13 protein-coding genes are annotated in these 21795 nt (G+C 39.5%); 9 read left to right on the top strand and 4 right to left on the bottom strand.

Annotated elements, in window-relative coordinates:
* The first annotated feature begins 141 nt into the window (after positions 1-141).
* The 3 genes from BVH04_RS19725 to BVH04_RS19715 all read left to right on the top strand — a co-directional run bounded on the left by BVH04_RS19725 (position 142) and on the right by BVH04_RS19715 (position 1956).
* Positions 142-330 carry a hypothetical protein gene (locus tag BVH04_RS19725; RefSeq protein WP_086543195.1) on the top strand — a complete coding sequence of 63 codons (189 nt, stop codon included), beginning with the start codon at positions 142-144 and terminating at the stop codon, positions 328-330.
* Positions 331-461: 131 nt separating this feature from the next.
* Positions 462-689 (top strand): Fic family protein, encoded by a 228-nt coding sequence (locus BVH04_RS26205; RefSeq protein WP_317045512.1) that lies wholly within the window; start codon positions 462-464, stop codon positions 687-689.
* A gap of 292 nt (positions 690-981) precedes the next feature.
* The gene (locus tag BVH04_RS19715) at positions 982-1956 is read left to right on the top strand and encodes an NAD(P)H-quinone oxidoreductase (RefSeq protein ID WP_086543194.1); all 975 of its coding nucleotides are present in this window, start codon (positions 982-984) and stop codon (positions 1954-1956) included.
* Between the two features lie 293 nt (positions 1957-2249).
* On the opposite strand, the gene BVH04_RS19710 is transcribed toward BVH04_RS19715, so the two are convergent.
* The gene (locus BVH04_RS19710) at positions 2250-3269 is read right to left on the bottom strand and encodes a zinc-binding alcohol dehydrogenase family protein (protein WP_086543193.1); all 1020 of its coding nucleotides are present in this window, start codon (positions 3267-3269) and stop codon (positions 2250-2252) included.
* A gap of 46 nt (positions 3270-3315) precedes the next feature.
* Positions 3316-4053: a phytanoyl-CoA dioxygenase family protein gene (locus tag BVH04_RS19705; protein WP_086543192.1), complete on the bottom strand. Its 738-nt coding sequence runs from the start codon at positions 4051-4053 to the stop codon at positions 3316-3318.
* A 125-nt stretch (positions 4054-4178) separates the two neighbouring features.
* Between BVH04_RS19705 and BVH04_RS19700 the strand changes: the two genes are divergently transcribed.
* Positions 4179-5081, top strand: coding sequence for a sugar phosphate isomerase/epimerase family protein (locus tag BVH04_RS19700; protein WP_086543191.1), 903 nt, complete (start codon positions 4179-4181; stop codon positions 5079-5081).
* Positions 5082-5452: 371 nt separating this feature from the next.
* Entirely contained in the window at positions 5453-6121 is a 669-nt protein-coding gene (locus BVH04_RS19695; protein WP_086543190.1) for a hypothetical protein, read from the top strand.
* 759 nt (positions 6122-6880) lie between these two features.
* Here BVH04_RS19695 and BVH04_RS19690 read toward each other — a convergent pair.
* A complete protein-coding gene (locus BVH04_RS19690) occupies positions 6881-7330 on the bottom strand; it encodes a KTSC domain-containing protein (protein WP_086543189.1) in 450 nt (149 codons plus the stop codon).
* Positions 7331-7583: 253 nt separating this feature from the next.
* Between BVH04_RS19690 and BVH04_RS19685 the strand changes: the two genes are divergently transcribed.
* From BVH04_RS19685 to BVH04_RS19670, 4 genes are all read left to right on the top strand, one after another.
* Complete coding sequence (locus BVH04_RS19685; protein WP_086543188.1) at positions 7584-9038, top strand: cryptochrome/deoxyribodipyrimidine photo-lyase family protein; 1455 nt, start codon at positions 7584-7586, stop codon at positions 9036-9038.
* 444 nt (positions 9039-9482) lie between these two features.
* Positions 9483-9743: a hypothetical protein gene (locus tag BVH04_RS26505; RefSeq protein ID WP_317045511.1), complete on the top strand. Its 261-nt coding sequence runs from the start codon at positions 9483-9485 to the stop codon at positions 9741-9743.
* On the top strand, positions 9629-9955 hold the full coding sequence (locus BVH04_RS25210; protein ID WP_394335239.1) for a rhamnogalacturonan lyase family protein: 327 nt from the start codon (positions 9629-9631) through the stop codon (positions 9953-9955). Before BVH04_RS26505 ends, BVH04_RS25210 begins: the two co-directional genes overlap by 115 nt.
* Positions 9956-10301: 346 nt before the next feature.
* Positions 10302-11930: a long-chain fatty acid--CoA ligase gene (locus BVH04_RS19670; RefSeq protein WP_086543186.1), complete on the top strand. Its 1629-nt coding sequence runs from the start codon at positions 10302-10304 to the stop codon at positions 11928-11930.
* A gap of 461 nt (positions 11931-12391) precedes the next feature.
* On the opposite strand, the gene BVH04_RS19665 is transcribed toward BVH04_RS19670, so the two are convergent.
* On the bottom strand, positions 12392-21085 hold the full coding sequence (locus BVH04_RS19665) for a GH36-type glycosyl hydrolase domain-containing protein (protein ID WP_086543185.1): 8694 nt from the start codon (positions 21083-21085) through the stop codon (positions 12392-12394).
* Positions 21086-21795: the final 710 nt, after the last annotated feature.

Genomic DNA, 21795 nt, shown 5'->3' with positions numbered 1-21795 from the left:
CAGAATTTGTAATTCATTGAGATCAAAAGCATTTTTTTGATTTAACTAATGGTATACGAAAAGCATATCAAATAATATAGCGATTGATATCCATAAGTCTAATCACCAAACGGTTTTAACTCAAATTCATAACTTTAGGCTGTGACCCGAAAAGAAGTAAAAACTGCAATTAATGCACTTTTAGATAATACACCTGAGCAAGTACTTCAGGAAGTATATGATTCCCTTAAATCTGTTCAAGGGAAATCTGACAGATCTTTAGCTCTTTCCCAGAACTTTAAAACCATCCTAGCTGAAGACAAGGAACTTCTCAAGAGACTAGCTCAATGATCACAGAGGAGGAAGTTTGAAATCCATTCTATTCTTATTGAACAAGTTGGTGGATCAACTGGAGTTCGAGACAAAGACCTGCTGGCTTCAGCATTGAATCGTCCTTATCAAACTTTTGATGGGATTGAACTATCCCTAAACCCATAGCCAATGCACCTGCAATTCTAGAAAGCATTGTTAAAAACCATCCATTTACTGATGGAAATAAAAGAACTGGATATGTGCTGACAAGGCTTCTCCTGATGGAAGCAAACCTTCATATTCATGTCAATCAGGATCAGAAGTTTAAACTTATAATATCAGTTTCTATTGGAAAATTATCTTTGATGAAATCAAAGAATGGCTTGAACAGTATGTAAGGTTATCAGCTTCTAAATGAGTTTGGATTAACCGTTTTACTGAAAATTCCTTAAAACAGCTGGATGGAATCACACCTTGCTATCCTAATCAATTGATCATCATCAACCGGTAGACCTTAAGCTTTTTCTCCAGAGACGACTGGGTTTAGCATCAAACCATAGACTTGGTGATTCTGGCGCTATACTCACCAAAGAACATCAATAAATGTGTGGCCTTCCAATAGTCGAATCTCGCACTTTTTCACAAGCCAACCAGATTACCTTATCTTTAATGACATCAAAACACGACGCAATGAAAGCTATTCATATTACAAAATCTGGTGGACCGGAAGTATTGCAATTACAGGAAACCCCAAAACCAAACTTGGAAAAAACCGAAGTATTAATCAAAGTGAAAGCTGCAGGGGTCAATCGTAGCGACGTGATCACCCGGCAAAATATAAACATCTACGGCAAAGGATCTACCGAAAGCTTGATTCCCGGTTTGGAAGTATCCGGAGAAATCTCAGAGATCGGCGAACATGTAAGCGACAAAAAAATTGGAGATAAAGTCTGTGCCTTGATCGCAAGCGGAGGGTATGCCGAATACGTTGCGGTGGACAGTTCTCATTGTCTTCTCGTACCAGAAGGAATCAGTTTGACAGACGCCGCAGGAATTCCAGAAACTGTTTTTACGGTTTGGTTCAATGTATTCAATTTGGGTAAACTCCAGCCAGGCGAGAAATTACTGATACACGGCGGCACCAGCGGCATTGGAACGATGGGTTTACAAATGGCAAAAGCTTGGGGCTGCAAAGTATACAGCACCGCCGGAAGTGATGAAAAAATTGATTTTCTAAAAAAATTGAATCTCGGAACGGCCATCAACTATAAAAAAGAAGCTTTCGAAGAAGTCTGGAAGGATGAGAAAATAGACGTCATCTTAGATATGGTCGGCGGAGATTATACCCAAAAGAATCTCGAAATCCTGAATAAAAAAGGTCGGCTGGTTTATATCAATGGAATGAAGAGCACTGACGTAAACGTTAATCTTCGGACCATTATGAGTAAGAATCTGATCTTGACAGGAAGTTTTTTAAAGCCTCAAACTGCTGAAGTAAAAACTCAGATAGCACAAGAGGTGGAAAAAAACATTTGGCCCCTATTCCATTCAAAACAAATTCATCCTGTTATTTACAAAACATTCCCTCTGGAAGAGGCTGGAGAAGCACACCGTCTTATGGAAAGCAGCGAACATATTGGGAAAATTTTATTGACAATGGATTAATGTAATAAAAGCTTTTAAAACAACCTGTTAAGATCACCTCTGAGCATGGAATTGGTGTTGAGCTAGGTGTGATCCCATATAGCGGTACAGAGTAATTACACCTTTCTATCCTAATGATCCCGATATTGATCTTGATATTTGGGTAAAGTTGCATTCTGATAATTATCGGAGATCACCCAGTCTAAATAACGGACTTTCTACAAAATGTCTAGCCTAAAGTTGTTTGACCACAGAGGGATTTCGGAAGTGGTGTATTGATATTATTTAAACTAGTTGAAATATGCTTAGTCGCCTCACATCGAAACCACCGCTTTGATGACCCTTGTTGTAGGGTCAAGCCACTCATTAAAAACATGTGGCAAGTCGTCAAAATCGGCTCGATGTGTCAGCCATGGAGTTATATCAATTTTACCGGTTTCCATCAATTTTATAATATCAGAAAAATCCTGTGGCAAACTATTCCGACTTGCCAAAAGGGTGATTTCTCGGCGGTGAAAAAGTGGGTCATCAAAAGTAACTTCGCCAATAAATAAGCCAACAAAAACCAACTTCCCGCCAAAAGAAACATAACTGAAGGCATTTTTCATCGAATTGGGATTACCTGTGGCATCAAAAATGACTGTTGGTAAAAAACCATTAAGGCAACGCCTGATTATATCAGGTGAAAAATCTTCCGTTGCTTCAAGAATAAAATCAACCTGCATTTGCTGTCGTGCAAATTTCAAACGGTCTTTATTGATGTCCAAAACAAGCACTGTCGAACCTCGTAATTTGGTAAATTGCACAACAGATAAGCCAATCGGACCCGCCCCAATGACTAAGACTAAGTCTTTTGCTGATACTTCTGCCCGCTGCACAGCGTGAGCGCCAATGCTTAATGGCTCTACCATAGCCAGTTGCTCGAAGCTTAAAATTTTTGACTTGTGTAATTTGTGATACGGTACTTTCAAATACTCCGTCATGCCACCATCCACATGAACACCCAAAACTTGCAGATTTTCACAGCAGTTCCCCTTATCGTTCAGACAAGATTGACATCTACCACAATTCAAATAGGGTTCGATAGTCACTTTATCGCCTAAATTAATTGTATTCGTATTGCCGCCTAATTTCACCACTTCGCCCCCCAATTCATGACCTAGAACACGAGGATAACTAAAAAAGGGCTGTTTGCCTCTAAAAGCGTGATAATCTGTACCACAAATGCCGATATTCTTTATTTTCACTAAGGCCTCATCGGCTTCAAGGCTTGCAGGTGCCTCTTGCTCTTGAAATTTGAAGGCTTTGGGGTTTTCTAAAACAAGGGTTTTCATTTTTACTTTTTTTTATTTTGAAACATAATACTTACAATGGTGAAGTTTAAACATCCAAAATATGCCTGCCTTTTTCACCAATCCGTTGTAAAGTTTCTTCAGTTATATACTTCTTTTGGTCAATTTGTTGAGGTTGCTCTCTTGTGCAGAAATAACTATGAATACTCCTTCGGTCGTGGTCAGTTTGATTGGTAGTGCCGCCATGCCAAACGTGCGAGTTAAAAATAAACACCGACCCTGCGGGAGCTATAATCCGGATTTCGTCAGGATGTTTGTCATTAGGGTCTACCATCACTTCATCGGGCAAGGTGCTTAATTTATGCGATTTGGGTACGATTCGGGTAGAACCATTATGGGCTGTAAAATCGTCAAAAAGCCAAATACTATTGCATACTTTGTACGAGCCATTCACAACAGTATTTTTCCAATCCACATGAAGTTTTTGAAGCCCTTTATTGGGTTTTGCAGCCCGATAATTGAGCGAGGATAATTTGTATGCATGTCCTAAAACGGCTTCAATACCCGCTAGCACACGAGGATGCGTGTAAAAAACATCAAAAATAGGCCCTTTATTGACCAAATTAGCCAGGCGGTCTGCCCCTTCTTCTTTCGGGTGGCGGATATATTTTGATTCTGCTAATTCTGCCCCCGCATTTTCTCCTTCTGACTGCATCAATTCCTCAATCCGGTCATTGACTTGTTTGACCTGTTCTGCGGTCAATAATTGACCTAAATTAAGATAACCATAGGTATCTAAAAATTCGATTTCTTGTTTGGTAAGCATGTCAATATATTTTAGTCTTTATATAATGTAGCAAAGGTAGAAATACTGAGGGGCGGGGTTCAAGTGGTATATTACAACATAGAAGTTGAAATTATTTCTACAACACCAAAAAACTGACAGTAAAGATGGATAAGAAAAGAAGAAATATATTACGAGGTTTGGCAATTGCACCAGCTTTATTTGCTTCACATCACCAAAGTGCTAGCTCTAAAACTGACAACTTAGCCCAACATAGAGTGCAATACAGCGTCAATGCTTATTCTTTCAATTCCCTGCTAAGGAGCGGTGAAATGACATTTTTTGACATGATGGAATTTGCTGCTGAGATCGGGCTGAATGCTGTGGACTTGACTGGATACTATTTCCCCTCCTATCCTGAAATCCCTTCAAATTCTGAGCTTTTTCCTCTGAAACGGAGAGCACTGGAACTTGGGCTGAATATCTCCTGGACCGGTATAAGAAATGACTTTGTCAATCCAGATGCAGATTCACGCAAAGCGGATAGAGACCTGATCAAAAAATGGTTGACAGTTTCGTCTAATTTAGGCGCATCAATCATGAGGGTTTTTACAGGAAAACATTCATATGATGGGTTCACTAGAGATGAAGTGAAAAACTGGTTGGTAGAGGAGTATAAAATCTGCGCTGGCTATGGGGAAGAAAGTGGTGTGATAGTAGGACTACAAAATCACAATGAGTTTTTATTCCAGAGCGATGAAATTATTGATATACTTAAAAGAGTAGACTCTGAATGGTTTGGATTAATATTAGACATAGGCAGCCTGAATGCTGTGAATCCCTATGATGAAATTGAAAAGCTTGCACCCTATGCAAACTATTGGTTCATAAAAGAACATGTATTCCCAAATGGCATTAAGACGGAGGTGGATATGAAAAAACTTGCCCCAATCATAAGAAATCAAGGCTATCAGGGATACATTTCTTTTGAAAGCCTTTCTGATGGTGACCCCAAGCAAATTGTCTCCTCTATGTTTATTGCGTTCAGAACCGCGTATGAAAAACTCTAAGCACGAAAGTAAGTTCGCACATCTTTGAACCGGGAATCAATTAGCATCATCATGAATTCACCTAATAAAATCTACGATACGATTTAAGCAATGGAAAAATCCCCGACGTGCAGGATGGGCAGTCAGTATAGAAACTGCAGTTTGGCTTACATACCTCCCCTGCATCCTTGCTCCTCGCTAATCAGGAATGCTTTCGAGACCACCGAAAATTTCTTAAAGCTCAACCCTCTCACGGCAATCCAGCTTGGCTCTGATTCATCGTGATATTGTTAGTTAGAATAACCTAAAAAAATAATTAAAACTATGATTATATTTGAAAATCAAAAATGTAAACTATATTTAGGGCACCTCAAACCATAATCCATTTTAATTTGAAAAATATAACCTTCGAAACTATTTTTAAGAAAGATTCACTACTTTTTTTGATAAAAGTATATGTGCCAACAATGCTATTTTTAGCAGTTTTTTTCATTGTTGGAAGAATGAACGGCATTAAATTTGATTATTTTTCACGTGATGCGATCCAAACGCTTTGGCACGAACCTGGCGCAGTAGTCGAACCTTACATAGGAATGTTATCAAATATTGGGGTAATTTTTTGGTGCTTTACAGTTGCTATCCTTTTCTTTTCCTCAAAAATTGCCAAAGATTTTGGCAAACCTAAAATCGTATATCAGTTTTTCTTATTTACAGGACTTTTGACTTTACTTATGATGATTGATGATCTTTTTTTGTTACATGATGTAATCATCCCTTACTATCTGAATATTAGCGAAAAATTATTTTACCTTTTCTATGGCTCATCAGTTGTGGCGCTACTATATACCTTTCGTAAAGTCATTCTTAATACTGACTACATTTTGTTCCTTCTTGCATTTGGCCTAATGGCAGGTTCTGTAATAACAGATGTTTTACTAGCTTTTGGGGTCAATATCCGCGAAACGTATTTAATTGAAGATGGATTCAAATTCATGGGTATAATCAGCTGGTTCGTTTATTTTGTGCGAACATGTTACTTTAATATTAGGCCTGTTAGGTAACAAATTAACCTTAAAAATTGAATTTGTACTAAATCACCATTCTTTAAAAAATGTACTTTCAAAAACACTTATTTTTTTCAGAAAGTAGCTAGTAAATTAGTTAAAAAGTAATTGATAATAAATAAATCGAGTTTATGTTAGGTGTAACCTTGACATCTGTTTTCTAAACTACATAAAAATTCTTGGATCACTCATTTCAAAATGCGGTTACGTCAGAGTCAAGATTTTTTTCTTTTGGATAAATGATTCAACATTAAAAGAGGAGAGAATTTATTATGGCATCCAAGCTTTAAGGCTTAGAAAGTTGATGATCTATCAGGTTGAAAGTCGAAAATTCGGGGAGGGATTCAGGATAGGATTTAAATAGTTCGAACATAATTGGGACAATGTCAGCATGAACTATGGATCGCCCCATGCTGAGTGAAGCATTAGGCGTTGAGCTAGGTGAAATCCTTACAGAAGTCGGATGTAATTACACGTTACTATCCAGTCCAATTTGCAATTGAGCAAACAGGCAAGAAACCAATAAAGACTAGAACTGATATTAGGGTGAAGTCACAAACTTCACCCAGTCTAAATCATAAACTATTTACCAAAGGACTTGAACTTAGATGAACTCAAAAAATGGCTTGAACAGTATGTGAGGTGATATGCTTCCAAATGAGTGTAGAATAACCAATGTGCTAGGGGTAATACGAAAAGCAGTCGGATGCAATTACACCTTTCTATCCTAATCAAATCATCATCAAACAAGTACCCTTAAGCTGGCTCCAAACTTTTCTTAGTCTTACGATAAATATAATTTGGGTAAATAGATCGTTTGGCAAAACGGTTTAGCTTATCGCTATTGATCATTTTATGATAGACTTGTGGGGTCACGCCAAAATATTCATAAGTCGATCCATCGACAAATGTGATTTCCAGCAACATGCCTTTGTGGTGATAGTCAGCAATTCCACCGTTGTTAATCGTTTCTGTGTAGGCTTCTAAATTGGACTCGATGGTTTCTGGCGCTATACTCACCAAAAAATGGTAACCATCAATAATCCTTCGGCTTTGTAATTCTGCTTCTACTTTTAAAGCTTCTCCATCTTGAAATTTATCAGGATGCCACTGCTTAACTAGTTCGCGGTAAGTCTTTTTCAAGGTGGTCAATTCGATTTCCTTTTCAACTCCAAAGAGTTTCTTGTATTCGTTTATGCGCTTCATGTGACGTTTTATTTGCGGGCGCAAAAGTACACCTTAATTTGACTTTAATCACTATCGGGTCTTAGCTTTATGTTGATGAGAATATTAAACTCCCACTGAGTAGAGCTTGCGCTGGTTTATCTGTAATCCTCCCTGCCTTTGCACAAACTCAAGCGACAACTCATACCCGCTTTTAGAAGCTTCTAAGTAACTTTTTACTTTATTGTGAACCCAGAACCAACAGCTACAGTTTAATCCGAAAATAGGATATTCATTGAAAAACAAAATCAATCTAGTCTGGATCAAAAGAGATTTGCGTACGCAAGATCATGAACCTCTGCAAGAAGCGGAAAGAGCTGGATTACCCTATTTGATCATTTACCTTTTTGAGCCCTCATTAATCTGCCATCCCGATACTTCAGAGCGCCATCTACAGTTTATTTACCAATCTATCTTGGAAATGAATTCAGCACTGGAAAAGTACAACCGAAAGGTCGATATTTTTCATTCCGAATTTGAAAGCGCTCTAAGTTTTATAAGTCAAGAATTTGAAGTCAGGCAAATCTTTAGCTACCAAGAAAGTGGCGTAGAGATCACTTGGAATCGAGACAAAAATATAAAGAGGCTATTAAATAAGACTGGAATTGAGTGGCGGGAATTTCAGCGGGACGGAATCCTGAGAGGTATCCGTAACCGAGATGGATGGGACAAAAGCTGGTATGTAAAAATGAGTGAACCCATCTTTCAAAACACCTATAGCAAGAATGAACTTCCATCTTTACAGCACCTTTTTGGATTAGAAAAAGGGCTTCAATCCAAACTTGAAAAATATGCTGATAACTACCAGCCTGCTGGAGAGTCAAATGCCTGGAGATACCTTAAATCATTTGCCTATAAAAGAGGAGCTAAATACAGCTATCATATCTCCAAACCATTAGAAAGCAGAAAATCTTGCTCGCGGATCTCACCATATCTCTCGTGGGGCAACCTCAGCATCAAGCAAGCTTATCAATACATCAAGAATCATGATAACTTCAGTAAGCACAAACGCTCATTTGGTGGATTTCTCACGCGCCTAAAATGGCACTGTCATTTCATTCAAAAATTTGAAGTGGAGTGTGCATACGAGAATAGTTGCATTAACAGAGGATACGAGTTGCTCGAGCGAGACGATAATCCAGACTTGCTTAATGCCTGGAAAGAAGGAAGAACAGGTTATCCAATGGTGGACGCCAATATGCGATGTGTGATTGCCACAGGATGGATCAACTTTCGCATGAGAGCCATGCTGGTTTCATTTCTTTGCCATCATCTGGATCAAGATTGGAGAAAGGGAGTTTACCACTTGGCCAATCAATTTTTAGATTATGAACCCGGCATTCATTATCCACAATTTCAGATGCAGGCAGGCACCACCGGCATTAATACTATCAGAATGTATAACCCTGTAAAACAATCTATGGATCACGATACTGAAGGGATATTCATCAAAAAGTGGGTACCGGAATTAACCATGGTACCTATAAACCACATCCATGAACCATGGCTAATGACAGAAATGGATCAAGCCTTCTGTGGTGTCAAAATTGGAAAGGACTACCCTGCACCTATCATCAATCTTGAACAGTGCGCTAAAAAAGCCCGAAACAAAATCTGGGGACACCGAGAAAATGAAGCTGTAAAAACAGAAAGTAGAAGAATCATTGCTACACATACTAGAAATACTTAGCGATCAAGTCTGAAAAAAATTCCACCTGCTCCCCTCCAAGTGCACAACAGACGTCTCGCTAGGTGCAATGCCTGTGAGCCGTAATAACTACACCTTCTTATCAACTCATTTCAATACTGATGCGAATTCACCATCTAGGGACAATACCCCTTAAACTGCGATCACTACTATCCAATCTTAATTTAAAATGCACTCGAAAAGAGGTTTGTTATCAAATTCATAACTTGGATTGATTGCGGTATTTAAACCCGAACTGAGCAAAATATTTTTTGAAATAGTCTTTTAATTATGAATTTCACTCTAAACTGAGGATTTTCGAATTGTTAATTCTGAAGGTTCTTTTGAAGACGAAAAACACTAGGTTTAAGATGAACTTGACAGGCTTGAGTCAGGTAAGTCAAAACCGTATTCCATAGAGAAAATGAATGGGTTGATATGGTAGGAATGGACAATTATAGCGATACGGGAAGAGATGGATATGACCTTGAAGCTGCTACAAGGAAATTGAAAATAGTATCTGATTATGCCCGAAAGCATAAAAAATTAGCAGCATTTACAGAAACTGGCTTGGAGTCATTCCCGAATGAAAAATGGTGGAAAGAAACAAAATTGTCAAATGGGACTGGGTTAACAAAAAGGAAGATATCATTTTACAAAATCCAGAATGCACTTCAAATCATGGTTCAAAAGCGACTCCGCAATTGAGTGCAGATCTTTTTGGTGATTGGCGTGAGGAAGTGATGTGGAGAACTTCTGATAATAAAAATCTACGGATTTATTCAACGCTACATCCGAGCAATTACCGATTCTGTACTTTGATGCATGATTCACAATACCGTGCAGCATTTGCCTGGCAGAATGTTGGATATAATCAACCTCCTCATCCTAGCTTTTTTTGGGAGAAGGACGGAAAGTAAACCCGATAAAAATTACCGAATAAAAACTACCTGCTTGGGAAAAAGCAATCCTCCACTCAAAAAGGGATTTGCCGTATTGCAGGTTGATGAAATATAATTCTGCTTTTATATTAGTATTAGCTAATACACGGCTTTACCGAAATCTATTTGACTGTAAGTTGCTAACTTCCTCATAAATTTATCAACAGGTTTCACTTGGTGGGAGGATAGCTATTAAATTCTAAGCTTAGAACCAGGGCAGTTACTTTGCATTCATTTAAAAGAACCTTGGCACTTAAATAAACCCATTCAATAGTCCGTGACAAGGCGGATATAATAACTAAATAACAACTTAAATTTTTCACGTATGGAAGGCTTGATAATGAATTATCCACTCACCACGAATACGATTCTTGAGTTTGGAAACAGCGTTTATCATCATAAAAAAATAATAACCCATTTACCAGATGGAACACGACATGAGTATCGTTTTGGGGATCTGTATAAACGGTGTAAAAAGTTGGCCAATGCGTTGACTCAAAAACTAGGAATCACGAAAGGTGACATAGTTGGTACTTTCGCCTGGAATCACGCTCCTCATGTAGAATTGTACTATGGCATATCTGGTATCGGAGCTATTTGTCATACGATCAACATCAGATTATCAAGTCAGCAAACGGAATTCGTAATCAACAATTCTGAAGACAAAGTAATCTTTGTGGATGCCACGCTAGTTCCACTAGTAGAAAAGATTGCAAGTAAGCTTGAAACTGTAACCTGTTTTGTACTGATAAATGCCCCCTCAAATTTCAAAACAACCTTACTTAATACAATCCATTATGAAGATTTGTTGGCGAACGAATCTGAGGAATTTGAATGGCCTGCATTAAATGAAAAAGACGCTTGCGGCATGTGTTATACCAGCGGAACAACAGGCTTACCAAAAGGTGTGTTATATTCTCACAGGTCTACGTATTTGCATGCATCTACCATTTTATCACCCAATGCCGGAAATTATAGCAATCAGGATACAGTTTTATTAGTGGTGCCACAATTTCATGTAATGGCCTGGGGATTTCCTTATTTATGTCTCTTGTCTGGATCAAACATGGTCCTACCCTCTTCAAATTTACAGCCTGAATCTATTATTAAAATTCTGATAGAAGAGAAGGTGAATAAGGCAAATGGAGTTCCTACTATTTGGTTGGGTGTATATCATGAGATGAAGAAGAATCCACCAAGAGAAAAACTAGCACTTGAGGAATATATTGTAGGTGGTTCTGCCCTGCCCAAAAGTCTGATTGAAGGTTTCGAAAAAGATTTTGGAATAAAGGGGGTTCAAGCCTGGGGAATGACAGAAACATCACCCTTGGGTACGGTCTGTAGACTACAACCAAAGCATGCCCATTTATCAGATAACGAAAAGCTTAACATTCGCGCCAAACAAGGTATTGCTTTTCCAGGTGTGGAATTAAGGATTATGACAGATGAAGGGACATTGGCACCCACCGATGGTAATGCCATGGGAGAACTACAAATAAAAGGGGCGTGGGTTGTTAATTCCTATTTTAAAACTAATAATTTAGATAGTTTTACTGAAGATGGTTGGTTTAAAACTGGTGATGTAAGCACTATCGATGCAGATGGTTATATGGAAATTAAAGACCGCACAAAAGACCTTATAAAAAGTGGAGGCGAGTGGATTTCCAGTGTTGCCTTAGAATCTGCATTAATGGCTCATCCCAAAATAAAAGAAGCCGCAGTGATTGCTATACCAGACGAAAAATGGGTGGAAAAACCCTTGGCTTCAATAGTCTTGGTGAATGATGAAGATAAAATTTCAGATGAAGAATTAATTGAATTTTTATCGAGAGACTTTGTGAAATATCAGATTCCCAGAGACTATGTTTTTATAAATGAAGTACCAAAAACAAGCGTGGGTAAATTTGATAAAAAAGAGATTAGAAGACTCTTTGCTGAAGGAAAACTTATTTGAATAGAATAACTGGTAATTAGATTAGAATTTAAAGAATCTGATTATCCGCAATGATGCAAGTGTCCATATTTTCTTTGATTTAGCAGACGGAAAACCCGCCACAGCGAGGCATGCCGATGACGGGTGACCCAAGTAGCGTAATTGCTTAAGTTCACCCAATTCTATGATGCTTTTGTCTCCTCACTGGCAGTAATACACCAAATGGCCTCGTCTTAGTTCGGCATGCTCACTACTATTGGCTAGGCCACCGGTTTAAGAATATGTCAAGGGGGAGGGAAAAGTAAGGCTTCGCTGCGCTTTTCCCTCCCCTCAAGAACCATTATCTCCGGACACCGAGCAGTTAGTTCTGCTGAGCTAGTCGAAGTATGCCGAGGTGCTGATGAAATTTAATTTGGCTAGTGGCAAGATTCTGCATAATCATATAGTCTTTTTTCACTAGAGTTGACTGGCATGCCAACCTCTCAAATTAAAATATGAACCTCAACCTGGTGTTGCATACCGTCATCTTTTAGGGGAAGAATATTTCCTTTGCCCTGCTCATTTGCCATTTTCCACCATGATCCTTCACTATTTTTCTCCTGAAATACTTTGATAGTATAGCCTGTGCTTTTGAAACAGTAGTTAATCGTAACTGACGGCCATTCTTCAGGATAACATGGTGTAAATTTAAGTTTGTCTACCTGGAGTTCCATTCCCAGAAGGGAACCAATAATAAATTGATTCATCCAGCCTGAGGAGCCGGTGTACCAAGTCCATCCGCCACGGCCCCGATGTGTTTCATTGGCGTAAACATCCGCAGCCATCACATAAGGCTCCACTTTGTAAATCTGTACATCCTTCTGATTTAAGGCATGATTTACAGGTTGTACCATACTAAAGAGTTCATAGGTTGTTTTCCTGTCGCCCAGCGCTGCAAAGGCCATTAAGGTCCAGATGGCTGCATGGGAATATTGTCCGCCATTTTCCCGTACCCCCGGTACATACCCTTTTATATAGCCCGGATTCAAATCAGATTTATCAAAAGGTGGATCAAGAAGCTGGATTATTTTCATATCTCTATTAACCAGATATTTATTTACTGAATCCATAGCTTGATTTCTTCTTTCTTCCGGAGCAGCATTTGTCAAAACAGACCAGCTTTGGGAGATGGCGTCAATGCTGCATTCTTCATTTACTTTCGATCCAAGAGGTGTTCCGTCATCGAACCAGGCGCGTTTATACCATTCACCGTCCCATGCAGATTTCTCGATATTGGATTGTAGCTTAACAGCCTCCTTTTTACAGGTTTTCGCAAATTCGCTATCACCATAGTTACTAGCGACTTTCTCAAAATTGGAAAGAATGTCATAAAAGAAAAATGCCAGCCAGACGCTTTCTCCTTTTCCTTCATTTCCTACCTGATCCATGCCGTCATTCCAGTCGCCAGACCCGATTAATGGCAAGCCATGTTCTCCAAAACGGAGACTATGTTGTATGGCGAGACGACAATGGTGGTACAGATCAGCAATCAAACTTCCACTCATCGGTAAATCATAGAGAGACTCCTCCCCTTCATCCAATCGCCTGGATTCCAAAAATCCAGCTTGCTCTTTCAGTATCTCCATGTCACCGGTAGCATTCAGATACCTGTAAACGACAAATGGTAACCATAAGAGATCGTCAGAACACGTTGTACGCACACCTCTTCCTTGAGGAGGATGCCACCAATGCTGAACATCTCCTTCTTTAAACTGCCGGGAAGCATTTAGCAGTATCTGTTCCCGGGCAAATTCAGGTTTATTGTGTAATAAGGACAAAACATCCTGAATCTGGTCTCTAAAACCAAAGGCTCCTCCGGATTGATAGAACCCACTGCGGGCAAATAACCTGGAAGCGATGGTTTGATAGGTAAGCCAACCATTGGCGAGAAGATTCAACGCCTCATCAGGGGTCTGAACCTGAACCGTATTTACTATCCCATTCCAGTATTCATTTATCTGGTCAAAAGATTGACTAATTGTACTCAGGTCCGAAAAGTCCTGAATGAGCTTAATAGCTGCAGCCGTATCTTCACCACTGCCAATCAGGAAAACAAGCTCTCTTTCTTCTCCTGGCAGCAAATTGAATTTTCCCTGCAAACCGGCGCAGGTGTCATGTCCTGCACCGATTCTTCCTCTGAGATCCTGTCTGAATAAAGCCTGAGGATTTGAAAGATTTCTGTTTCTGCCAATAAACTTCGACCGGTCGGTGGTATAACTATACTTACCTGCACCAATAACTTTAAAAAATGCCACTCGATTGGCAAAAGCATCGTTGTACCTATTGCGAAATAACAAGGCTCCGTTCTGCACATCATACTCTGAAAGAATATGCATGTTGGTTTTAGAGCGAATATCGCCTAATACAATTTCCAGGTATCCTGTAGCCGAGAGTTTACGCAGATGGTCAGTTTTATTTTGTATCGTAAGCACTACAAACTTAACGGGCGCCTCTTTGTCCACAAACACTTTCATTTTGGAAAATATACCGTTTTCTATATGTTCATAGCTGGTATAACCAAAGCCATGAGTAGTGATATAATTCCCTTCACCTTTTGCAGGAAAAGGCGTCGGTGACCAAAATAATCCTGTTTCTTCATCGCGAAGGTAAAAAGCTTCACCACTGGTATCCGTTACTGGATCATTATGCCAGGGAGTAATACGGTATTCATGTGCATTCACTGCCCAGGTGTACGATGAGCCACTTTCAGAAACCACTGTTCCCAGAGTAGGATTTGCAATGATATTTACCCAAGGTGCAGGGGTGGTTATTTCATTATCGATATGTATCTTATATTCTTTTCCATCAGCCGTAAAACCCCCAGTTCCATTGAAGAATTTTAGATCTGTTGGCATCATTAAATTTTCAAGACTTATGTTTCCAGCAGCTTGGGGTTTGATTTCTAATAATGGGGATGAACCTATCTCCCTGTATTGTCCTGATATTTGCTCTGATAAGGAGCCATTATTATCGGTAATAATTATTTTGGCTACACTTTCAAATAAAATGCGGTCCTCTGAGGATATTTGATCAGAAGATTTTACATATATTTTTCCGGGAACATGGCTGGTCAAGACGTTGACGGCAGAAATCATTCCTAAGATCTGATCTTGTAATTCATGTCGGTATGAACCATGATCCTCGTTCCAGATCACAAGATCTACGGTCAATCCCTTTAATTGCCAATAACTGTGAGCCTTGATCATTTGCGTTACCAAATCAAGGCTTTCCAGGTTAAATATTTGTACAAGCACAATAGGCAGGTCGCCTGAAACTGAATGACTCCAGAGTCCGGATTGTCCTCTGAAATTGCTTTTGATCACTGCCTCATTGGCGCGCAAAGCTGGATTAGAATAAATAACCGACGCCGCTAATTTTCCAAATAATTGTGCATCTGCTTCTGTTGCGTTAATCTGTCGTAATAATACCTGACTATGAGTCCAGGATAGATCCAAGGCGCGTTTTTTAAGATTCTTATCCCTGTATTTATGCATGAGTGCTTCGCTCTCTTCGCGACTATCACTTATTCCATATATAAGGTCGATGGTAGCAGTCTTATATGGCTTTATGGTTATACGGTATTTGGTAGCCATTACTGGATCCAAAACAGCTCCCTGATTACCAGCTAATTTTCCTGCATCCAGTGCCTGTGGATTGGCTAATGTTCTCCCTCTACCAATAAACTTCATCCGGTCTGTTTCGAAGGAAACTTCTTCCACTTCTGCTCCATATGCATCCGTTAAATGGAAAAAATGAGGTGGAAATTCATCTTTGGATCGGGGTCTCCTTGTGCCAAATATGGCGTTGCATTCTGGCTGTATCTCTGTTTGAACGAACAGGTTACTAAATGCAGGATGTGCCTCGTCTGAAGCTTGGGAGGCCAAAACAATCTCGGTGTAACTGGTGATCTCCAGAACTTTGGCAACCTGTGACCGATTGGTAATTTTAATTTTTCTTATTTCTACATTATCTTCAGGAGATACCACAATCTGGGTTTTGGTTTCAAAACCGAAATCCTGCCTGTGGAACTCGATTGTCCCCGGGGAAAATATAGTCTCATAATTTTTGGAAGGCTTAAGGGTGGGATGGTAGGTATTAGACCAGAAATTTCCACTGTCGACGTCTTTTATATAGCAAAATATTCCATAATTATCCTTAATGGCATCTTCCCGCCACCTGGTTACAGCTAATGTTTTCCAACGGCTGTATCCTCCTCCTGAATTTGTTACCATTACCTGGTAATTTCCATTGCTAAGTAATTGCAATTCTGGTACTGGAGTATTTGGGGTATTTGTAATTCTTAATTTCGTATCTGCTACGGCAGTATGTATTTCGGTACCTTTGGCTGTATGCGCATAAAAGATAGATTTCTTTGGAATACGTTCCTGCAATAGAAGCATGGTCGCCTTAAAGCGCAATTCCGAAGCAAATCGATTTTGCATAGGTTTGTTTAATAAAACATACGCAAAGGATAAAAATCCCATCCCTTGGTGGTGAGCCATATAAGAATTTATGATTACGTGGTTTTCGCCACGAGGCATCCTTGATTTGGTATAATCAATCGCTTCGAAAAAACCATATTCACCTACAAAACCTTGCTCCGTCAAAAGTTTTAAATTAGATACTGCTTTTTTCGGAGATACCATTAATGCCAGCATTGTGGCGTATGGCGCTATGACCAAGTCATCCTCCAATCCACGTTTTAGCCCTAATCCGGGCACCCCGAATGCCTGGTATTGATAATTCAGACTGGTATCAACACTGTTATAGCCGGATTCTGAGATGCCCCACGGAATATCATTCTTTTTAGCATATTCGATCTGCCGCTTTACCATTGAAATATTGGTAGCATGCAGTAAGGTGTTTTCATAAGTTGGCATTACCAATTGCGGCATCAAATATTCAAACATAGATCCGCTCCAGGACAACAGGACAGGTCCGCCTTGCGAATCGGTGAGCAAACGACCTAAGGAGAACCAGCTTTCCTGTGGCAACAATCCCTGTGCAATACCTACAAAAATGCCCATCCTAGCTTCCGAAGCAAGCATATCATAAAAGCTATCATCTCTTCTCAACTCATCCACATTATAGCCTATCGAAAGATGACTGGTGTGTTTGTCCAGTAAAAAATCATATTCCACAATGCTCAATTGTTCAAGTTGCTCGGCCAATTTCTCGAAAAGGCTGAGTTTTTCCGGTATAACATCTATCCTGGTTTTCAAAGCAGCTTCTACTTTTAACAGCCATTCAGCATCATACTCATTACTTGTTTCTTTTTTGTATTGATTTATCTGTTGACTCAACTCACCGTTTATTTCCCAGAGTGACAGAAAAGAATGATTAAAATCTAAAGTTGATAAACTGGTAAATGATTGGGGAATGGGTAATAGATTCAGCCAGGGAATTTGTCTGTACAAATCTTCTCGGATGTTTTCAATTTGGGTTTTTAATTTAAGCATCCATTTACCCGTTTCCGTATTTTCATCATACCCGGTAATTTGGTCGCTGAGAATTGCCAGATCATCTAAATTTCTTTTTATTACTGACAAGGAATTATCTTTTTCACTAATAGCATCATCCAGTAAACTTTCTATATTTTCTATATTTTCATCGCTTTCATCTTTCAGCAAATCCTGAATTAATCCTACTGTCGAGCGAAGGCCAGTATAGCTTTCAGGATTGAAAATGGGATTGGATCTAAATGCTATAATGCCTTGTCGCAAAATAAGAAGATGCCCCACCAGATTTCCACTATCGACCGTGGACACATATGCCGGTCTCAGAATTGATAAGGAACGGGTATCATACCAATTGTAGAAATGGCCCTTGTAGCGGTCCATTTTATGTAATGTTTTGAGCGTGTTCACGCATCTCAAAAGCATTTCCTCCATGACAATATATCCAAAATCATACGCTGTAAGGTTCGCCAGCAAAGAGAGGCCAATATTGGTGGGCGAAGTACGGTGTGCGATTACCCGATCAGGATGTTGCTGGAAATTGTCTGGCGGCAGCCAGTTTTCTCTTTCATTTACAAAATATTCAAAAAAGCTCCATGTTTTTCTAGCCGTTTTATGAAGAAATAGCTTTTGGGTCTGGCTAAGGTCGGGCGCATCTTCTTTTTCTGTCAGACTTAATCTCCAGGCAATAGAAGGTGAAACAAACCATAAAATTAAAATAGGAATGGAAACAAAAAAGGCCGGGGAATTCGAGTACAGAAATAGTATAAGACAAAGAAAAGCAAGTACCGGACCTATCCACATTTTTTGGGAAATAAACCAGATACTGTTTTTTGATTGACGCGAAGCAGTGGCAGATGGAGTCCATTCCAACAATTTTTTACCGCTTATGAACATTCTCCAGTTGGTTCGGAGGATAGCATCTGTAAACCGGTAGGCTTCGTATGGCAGTACAGCTATTCCAAACATAAAGCGCAATAATACTTCCTTGACAGAACTACCTATTTCGGAAATATGGGCTTTAAAATCTAAGTCTTCAGGACGGTGAAACAACTGCAGGAAAGCTGCCGCCAATACAGGTAATAAGATAATATTGGTAACGGCAAGTGTCCAAAACCAGGGCTCGGGTAGCACAGACCAGCCTAGAACTAAGATTAATAAAAGAGAAATGGGCAACAAACTTCTACGCAGATTGTCTGCTATTTTCCATCGGGACAAAATGGAAAGGTTATTTTTGACCCACTTTCCATTGCCATTTTTCACAAATGGCAATATCCAGGCTGCTATTTGCCAATCGCCCCTGATCCAGCGATGATGTCGCTTAATATCCGCTTCATAATTGGATGGATTGCTTTCGTATAATACTACATCGCTTAATAGTCCGGATCGGGTATAGCATCCTTCTAATAGATCATGGCTAAGGATACGGTTGTCAGGAAAACGCTCGCCTACAACTTTTTCAAAAATGTCAACATCATAGATGCCTTTCCCAATAAAAGAGCCTTCTTCAAAGATATCCTGATAAACATCAGAGGACGCGCGAGTGTAAGGGTCTATGCCTTTCATATCCCCTTGCAGACGCAAATAAAGAGATGTTTTACTTTTAGGAAAATCTGAGGCTACTCTTGGTTGCAGAATTCCATAGCCCTCCACCACTCTTTTTCTTCCTTCGTCATACAATGCGCTGTTTAAGGGATGCGCCATTGTAGCTATTAATTTCCAAGCTGCATCTCTTGGAAGCTGCGTGTCTGAATCTAGTGAGATTACATATTTTGTGTTTTTGAGAACTCCATATTCTCCAACAATTCGGCTAAAATCATTGCTATCCCCATCTCTTAAGAGCCTATTCAGGGCAGAAAGCTTGCCCCTTTTTCGCTCATATCCCATCCACTTACCTTCTTTAGGATTCCATTTTCTCGCTCGGTGGAAAAGATAAAAAATATCCGGCTGCCCGGCTTGGTTGTATTTCTCATTCAATTGTTCAATCCGTTCACTTACCAAATTGAGCAACGAACGATCATCCGGCATTGTCTCTGAGTCTGCATCCGTAAAATCGGTTAGGAGACTGAAGTGTAAATTTTTCCCCCGGTTTGCTAAAAAACGAATTTCGAGCGCTTCCACGTTCTCTTCAATTTCATTTTTACCCGAAAGCATTGATGGAATGGTTACGAGGGTACGGTATTCAAAAGGGATGTCTTTTGAAAAATCGAGTCTGGGTAAAATTTTTGGTTTTATCCAAATAGTTGCCAGCCAGTTGGTAAAGGTAATAGCCAAATGAGCGGAGCCAGCTATACTTAACAGTCCCACCAGTATCAGAACTTGCCTGCTAAAATCTCCATAGATCAAGGCTACCGAGAGCATCCCCACAGCGAAGGCGAATGTAAAAATTGATATGGAAGATAGGTAAATGAAAACTGGCCTTTTCCGCATGAAACTGTTCAGACTTTGTTTTATCGTAAAGCGCATCTGCGCAGCTTCCTTTAATTGATAAAAGCCTTTTCCAATCAAGTAATACCCCACGTGTCTTTCTCTGGGATATTGCACATCCTCTATATCGGGTCTTTTGGTTAATTCAATAGTTTTTTCTGCAATTTCTGTTTCAGAAAAAGGGCTGTGCAGTGCAACAGTTTCAATCACATGCCTGTATCTGTCCCGTGTAGCAAAATCCAATTGAAGGTAAGTACCTGTTATTTCATCCCGTAATATTTGCTCTACAATGCTGGAGCCTTCTACAAATTTGCGCCAGTCAGTTGAGCCGATGAATCGCAATGTGCCAATGCTATTTTTAACGGATACTTGATCTGCAGCCTGTTTTTGATTTTCGTGCCAAACCAAGTCAGTACCGGCTATTCCTTCCTTGGATAATTGTTGCTCGAGCCAGCTTAGCGGTAAAGCGAAGGTGGGCCCCTTTCCCTGTAGTTTGCGTGTAAATCCCGCGACAAATGGACTATTTAAAACCGGCTTTGATCTTGCTAAATCAGCGATCGTCAACACCAGGTCAGCTGGATCTTTCTTAACTGTTTCGATCATTTGATCGCTCCAATAATCTGCAAGGTTATTGTCAATCATGTCAAGAGCTGATTTTTCAGCAATCCTTCTTAGATTTTCTATAACGGCAAGTTTCATCATGATCGGGATAGCCCATAATTCTCCCAGAGTCAGAATTTTTTCTGATTGATAAGCGGCGATAAAACTTTTCAAACCATTCGAGTCAACGTGGCCATCACTGTGAGCAATTATTTCTAGAGCGATATCGTAAACCCTGGGCATATCGCTTGAATTTCCATTGGCCAGATAGGGCAGGCCTTCGCTATATTTTTTGGGCAGGTGCTTTTTAGCAGTTACAATTTGCTCTTCGATTAAATAGAAATTATCCAGGAGCCATTCTGCTGCAGGTGTTATTGACTGGCCGGATTGAATGCTTTCAACAAGCAGATTGCGTACCTCTACCAGGGTTTTTTCATTGTCATCCAACCTTTTTAAAAGCTTATCGTTCCGCTTGCCTTTTAATATCTTATGAGACCGTGCCACTATTCCGGCATGGACTTTCATTTGATTGAAATTGTATAATTCTGATCGTATAGGATCCGCGGTCGTTAAGTTTGAAAATGAGTCATCCATTTGAAAATATTCCCGCATGCGAGACAGCATTTCGAAAACTGTAGTGTTTTTAACCTTCATATTCAAGTTGGTGTAATTTGCAAAAACGAAAACAAATGATAGTCAAAATATTTTCAATTATCTAATAGTACTGATACTGGTGTGGAAAGTGTTGGTGTAATCAGCTAGTTCCAAATGTCACCTATATTTTCTCATTCAACTGTTTTTTATCAAATTCCTAGTTTTCCTCTTAGGCGATAGTTAAACTCAAAGTGCGCGATATGATTCTTGAAAAAGGCCTTTGGTCATAAGGACAATTCAAGAGGGATGATCTACAAATTGTTAATTCTGAAGTCTCTTTCGAAGCAGACAAATGCTACGTTCAGGATGAACTTAAAAGCCTTGAGCTTCTTGAGTCCAACTTGCACTCCATTGGGCACATGCATGAGATGCTTGAAAACACGATTAGCCAAAATGAGAATTTAATTTCGCTATTCTTTTATTCAAAAACGCCATAGATAAGTAGGCGATATCGCATAGTCCCTCATTTCAAGCCCATAACCGATTAGCACTTTTGCTGCAACTTCTTGAAAATTGTCACGATCTACAAATACAACTTTTCTTTTCTAGCAGGGAAAAGAGCCATGTTTCTAAAACCGGCTCTCTTGACAAACGAGGCGATCTCAACTAGTAAACTTTATTTCTGAAAAGATATAATTCAACTCGCATGCCTTTAATTGGCCAGAGAGTCTATGAATCAATACTAAATTGGTATTGATATTACGGTTTTG

It is taken from the genome of Algoriphagus antarcticus (assembly GCF_002150685.1).
In the GTDB taxonomy this organism is placed as follows: Bacteria; Bacteroidota; Bacteroidia; order Cytophagales; family Cyclobacteriaceae; genus Algoriphagus; species Algoriphagus antarcticus.
This window is presented reverse-complemented; position numbering and strand designations above follow the sequence as displayed.

Excerpts from the sequence above, each read along its gene's own strand:
- BVH04_RS19715 (WP_086543194.1), top strand. The coding sequence starts at position 982 with ATGAAAGCTATTCATATTACAAAATCTGGTGGACCGGAAGTATTGCAA.
- BVH04_RS19710 (WP_086543193.1), bottom strand. The coding sequence starts at position 3,269 with ATGAAAACCCTTGTTTTAGAAAACCCCAAAGCCTTCAAATTTCAAGAG.
- BVH04_RS19705 (WP_086543192.1), bottom strand. The coding sequence starts at position 4,053 with ATGCTTACCAAACAAGAAATCGAATTTTTAGATACCTATGGTTATCTT.
- BVH04_RS19700 (WP_086543191.1), top strand. The coding sequence starts at position 4,179 with ATGGATAAGAAAAGAAGAAATATATTACGAGGTTTGGCAATTGCACCA.
- BVH04_RS19690 (WP_086543189.1), bottom strand. The coding sequence starts at position 7,330 with ATGAAGCGCATAAACGAATACAAGAAACTCTTTGGAGTTGAAAAGGAA.
- BVH04_RS26505 (WP_317045511.1), top strand. The coding sequence starts at position 9,483 with ATGGACAATTATAGCGATACGGGAAGAGATGGATATGACCTTGAAGCT.
- BVH04_RS25210 (WP_394335239.1), top strand. The coding sequence starts at position 9,629 with ATGGTGGAAAGAAACAAAATTGTCAAATGGGACTGGGTTAACAAAAAG.
- BVH04_RS19670 (WP_086543186.1), top strand. The coding sequence starts at position 10,302 with ATGGAAGGCTTGATAATGAATTATCCACTCACCACGAATACGATTCTT.
- BVH04_RS19665 (WP_086543185.1), bottom strand. The coding sequence starts at position 21,085 with ATGAAGGTTAAAAACACTACAGTTTTCGAAATGCTGTCTCGCATGCGG.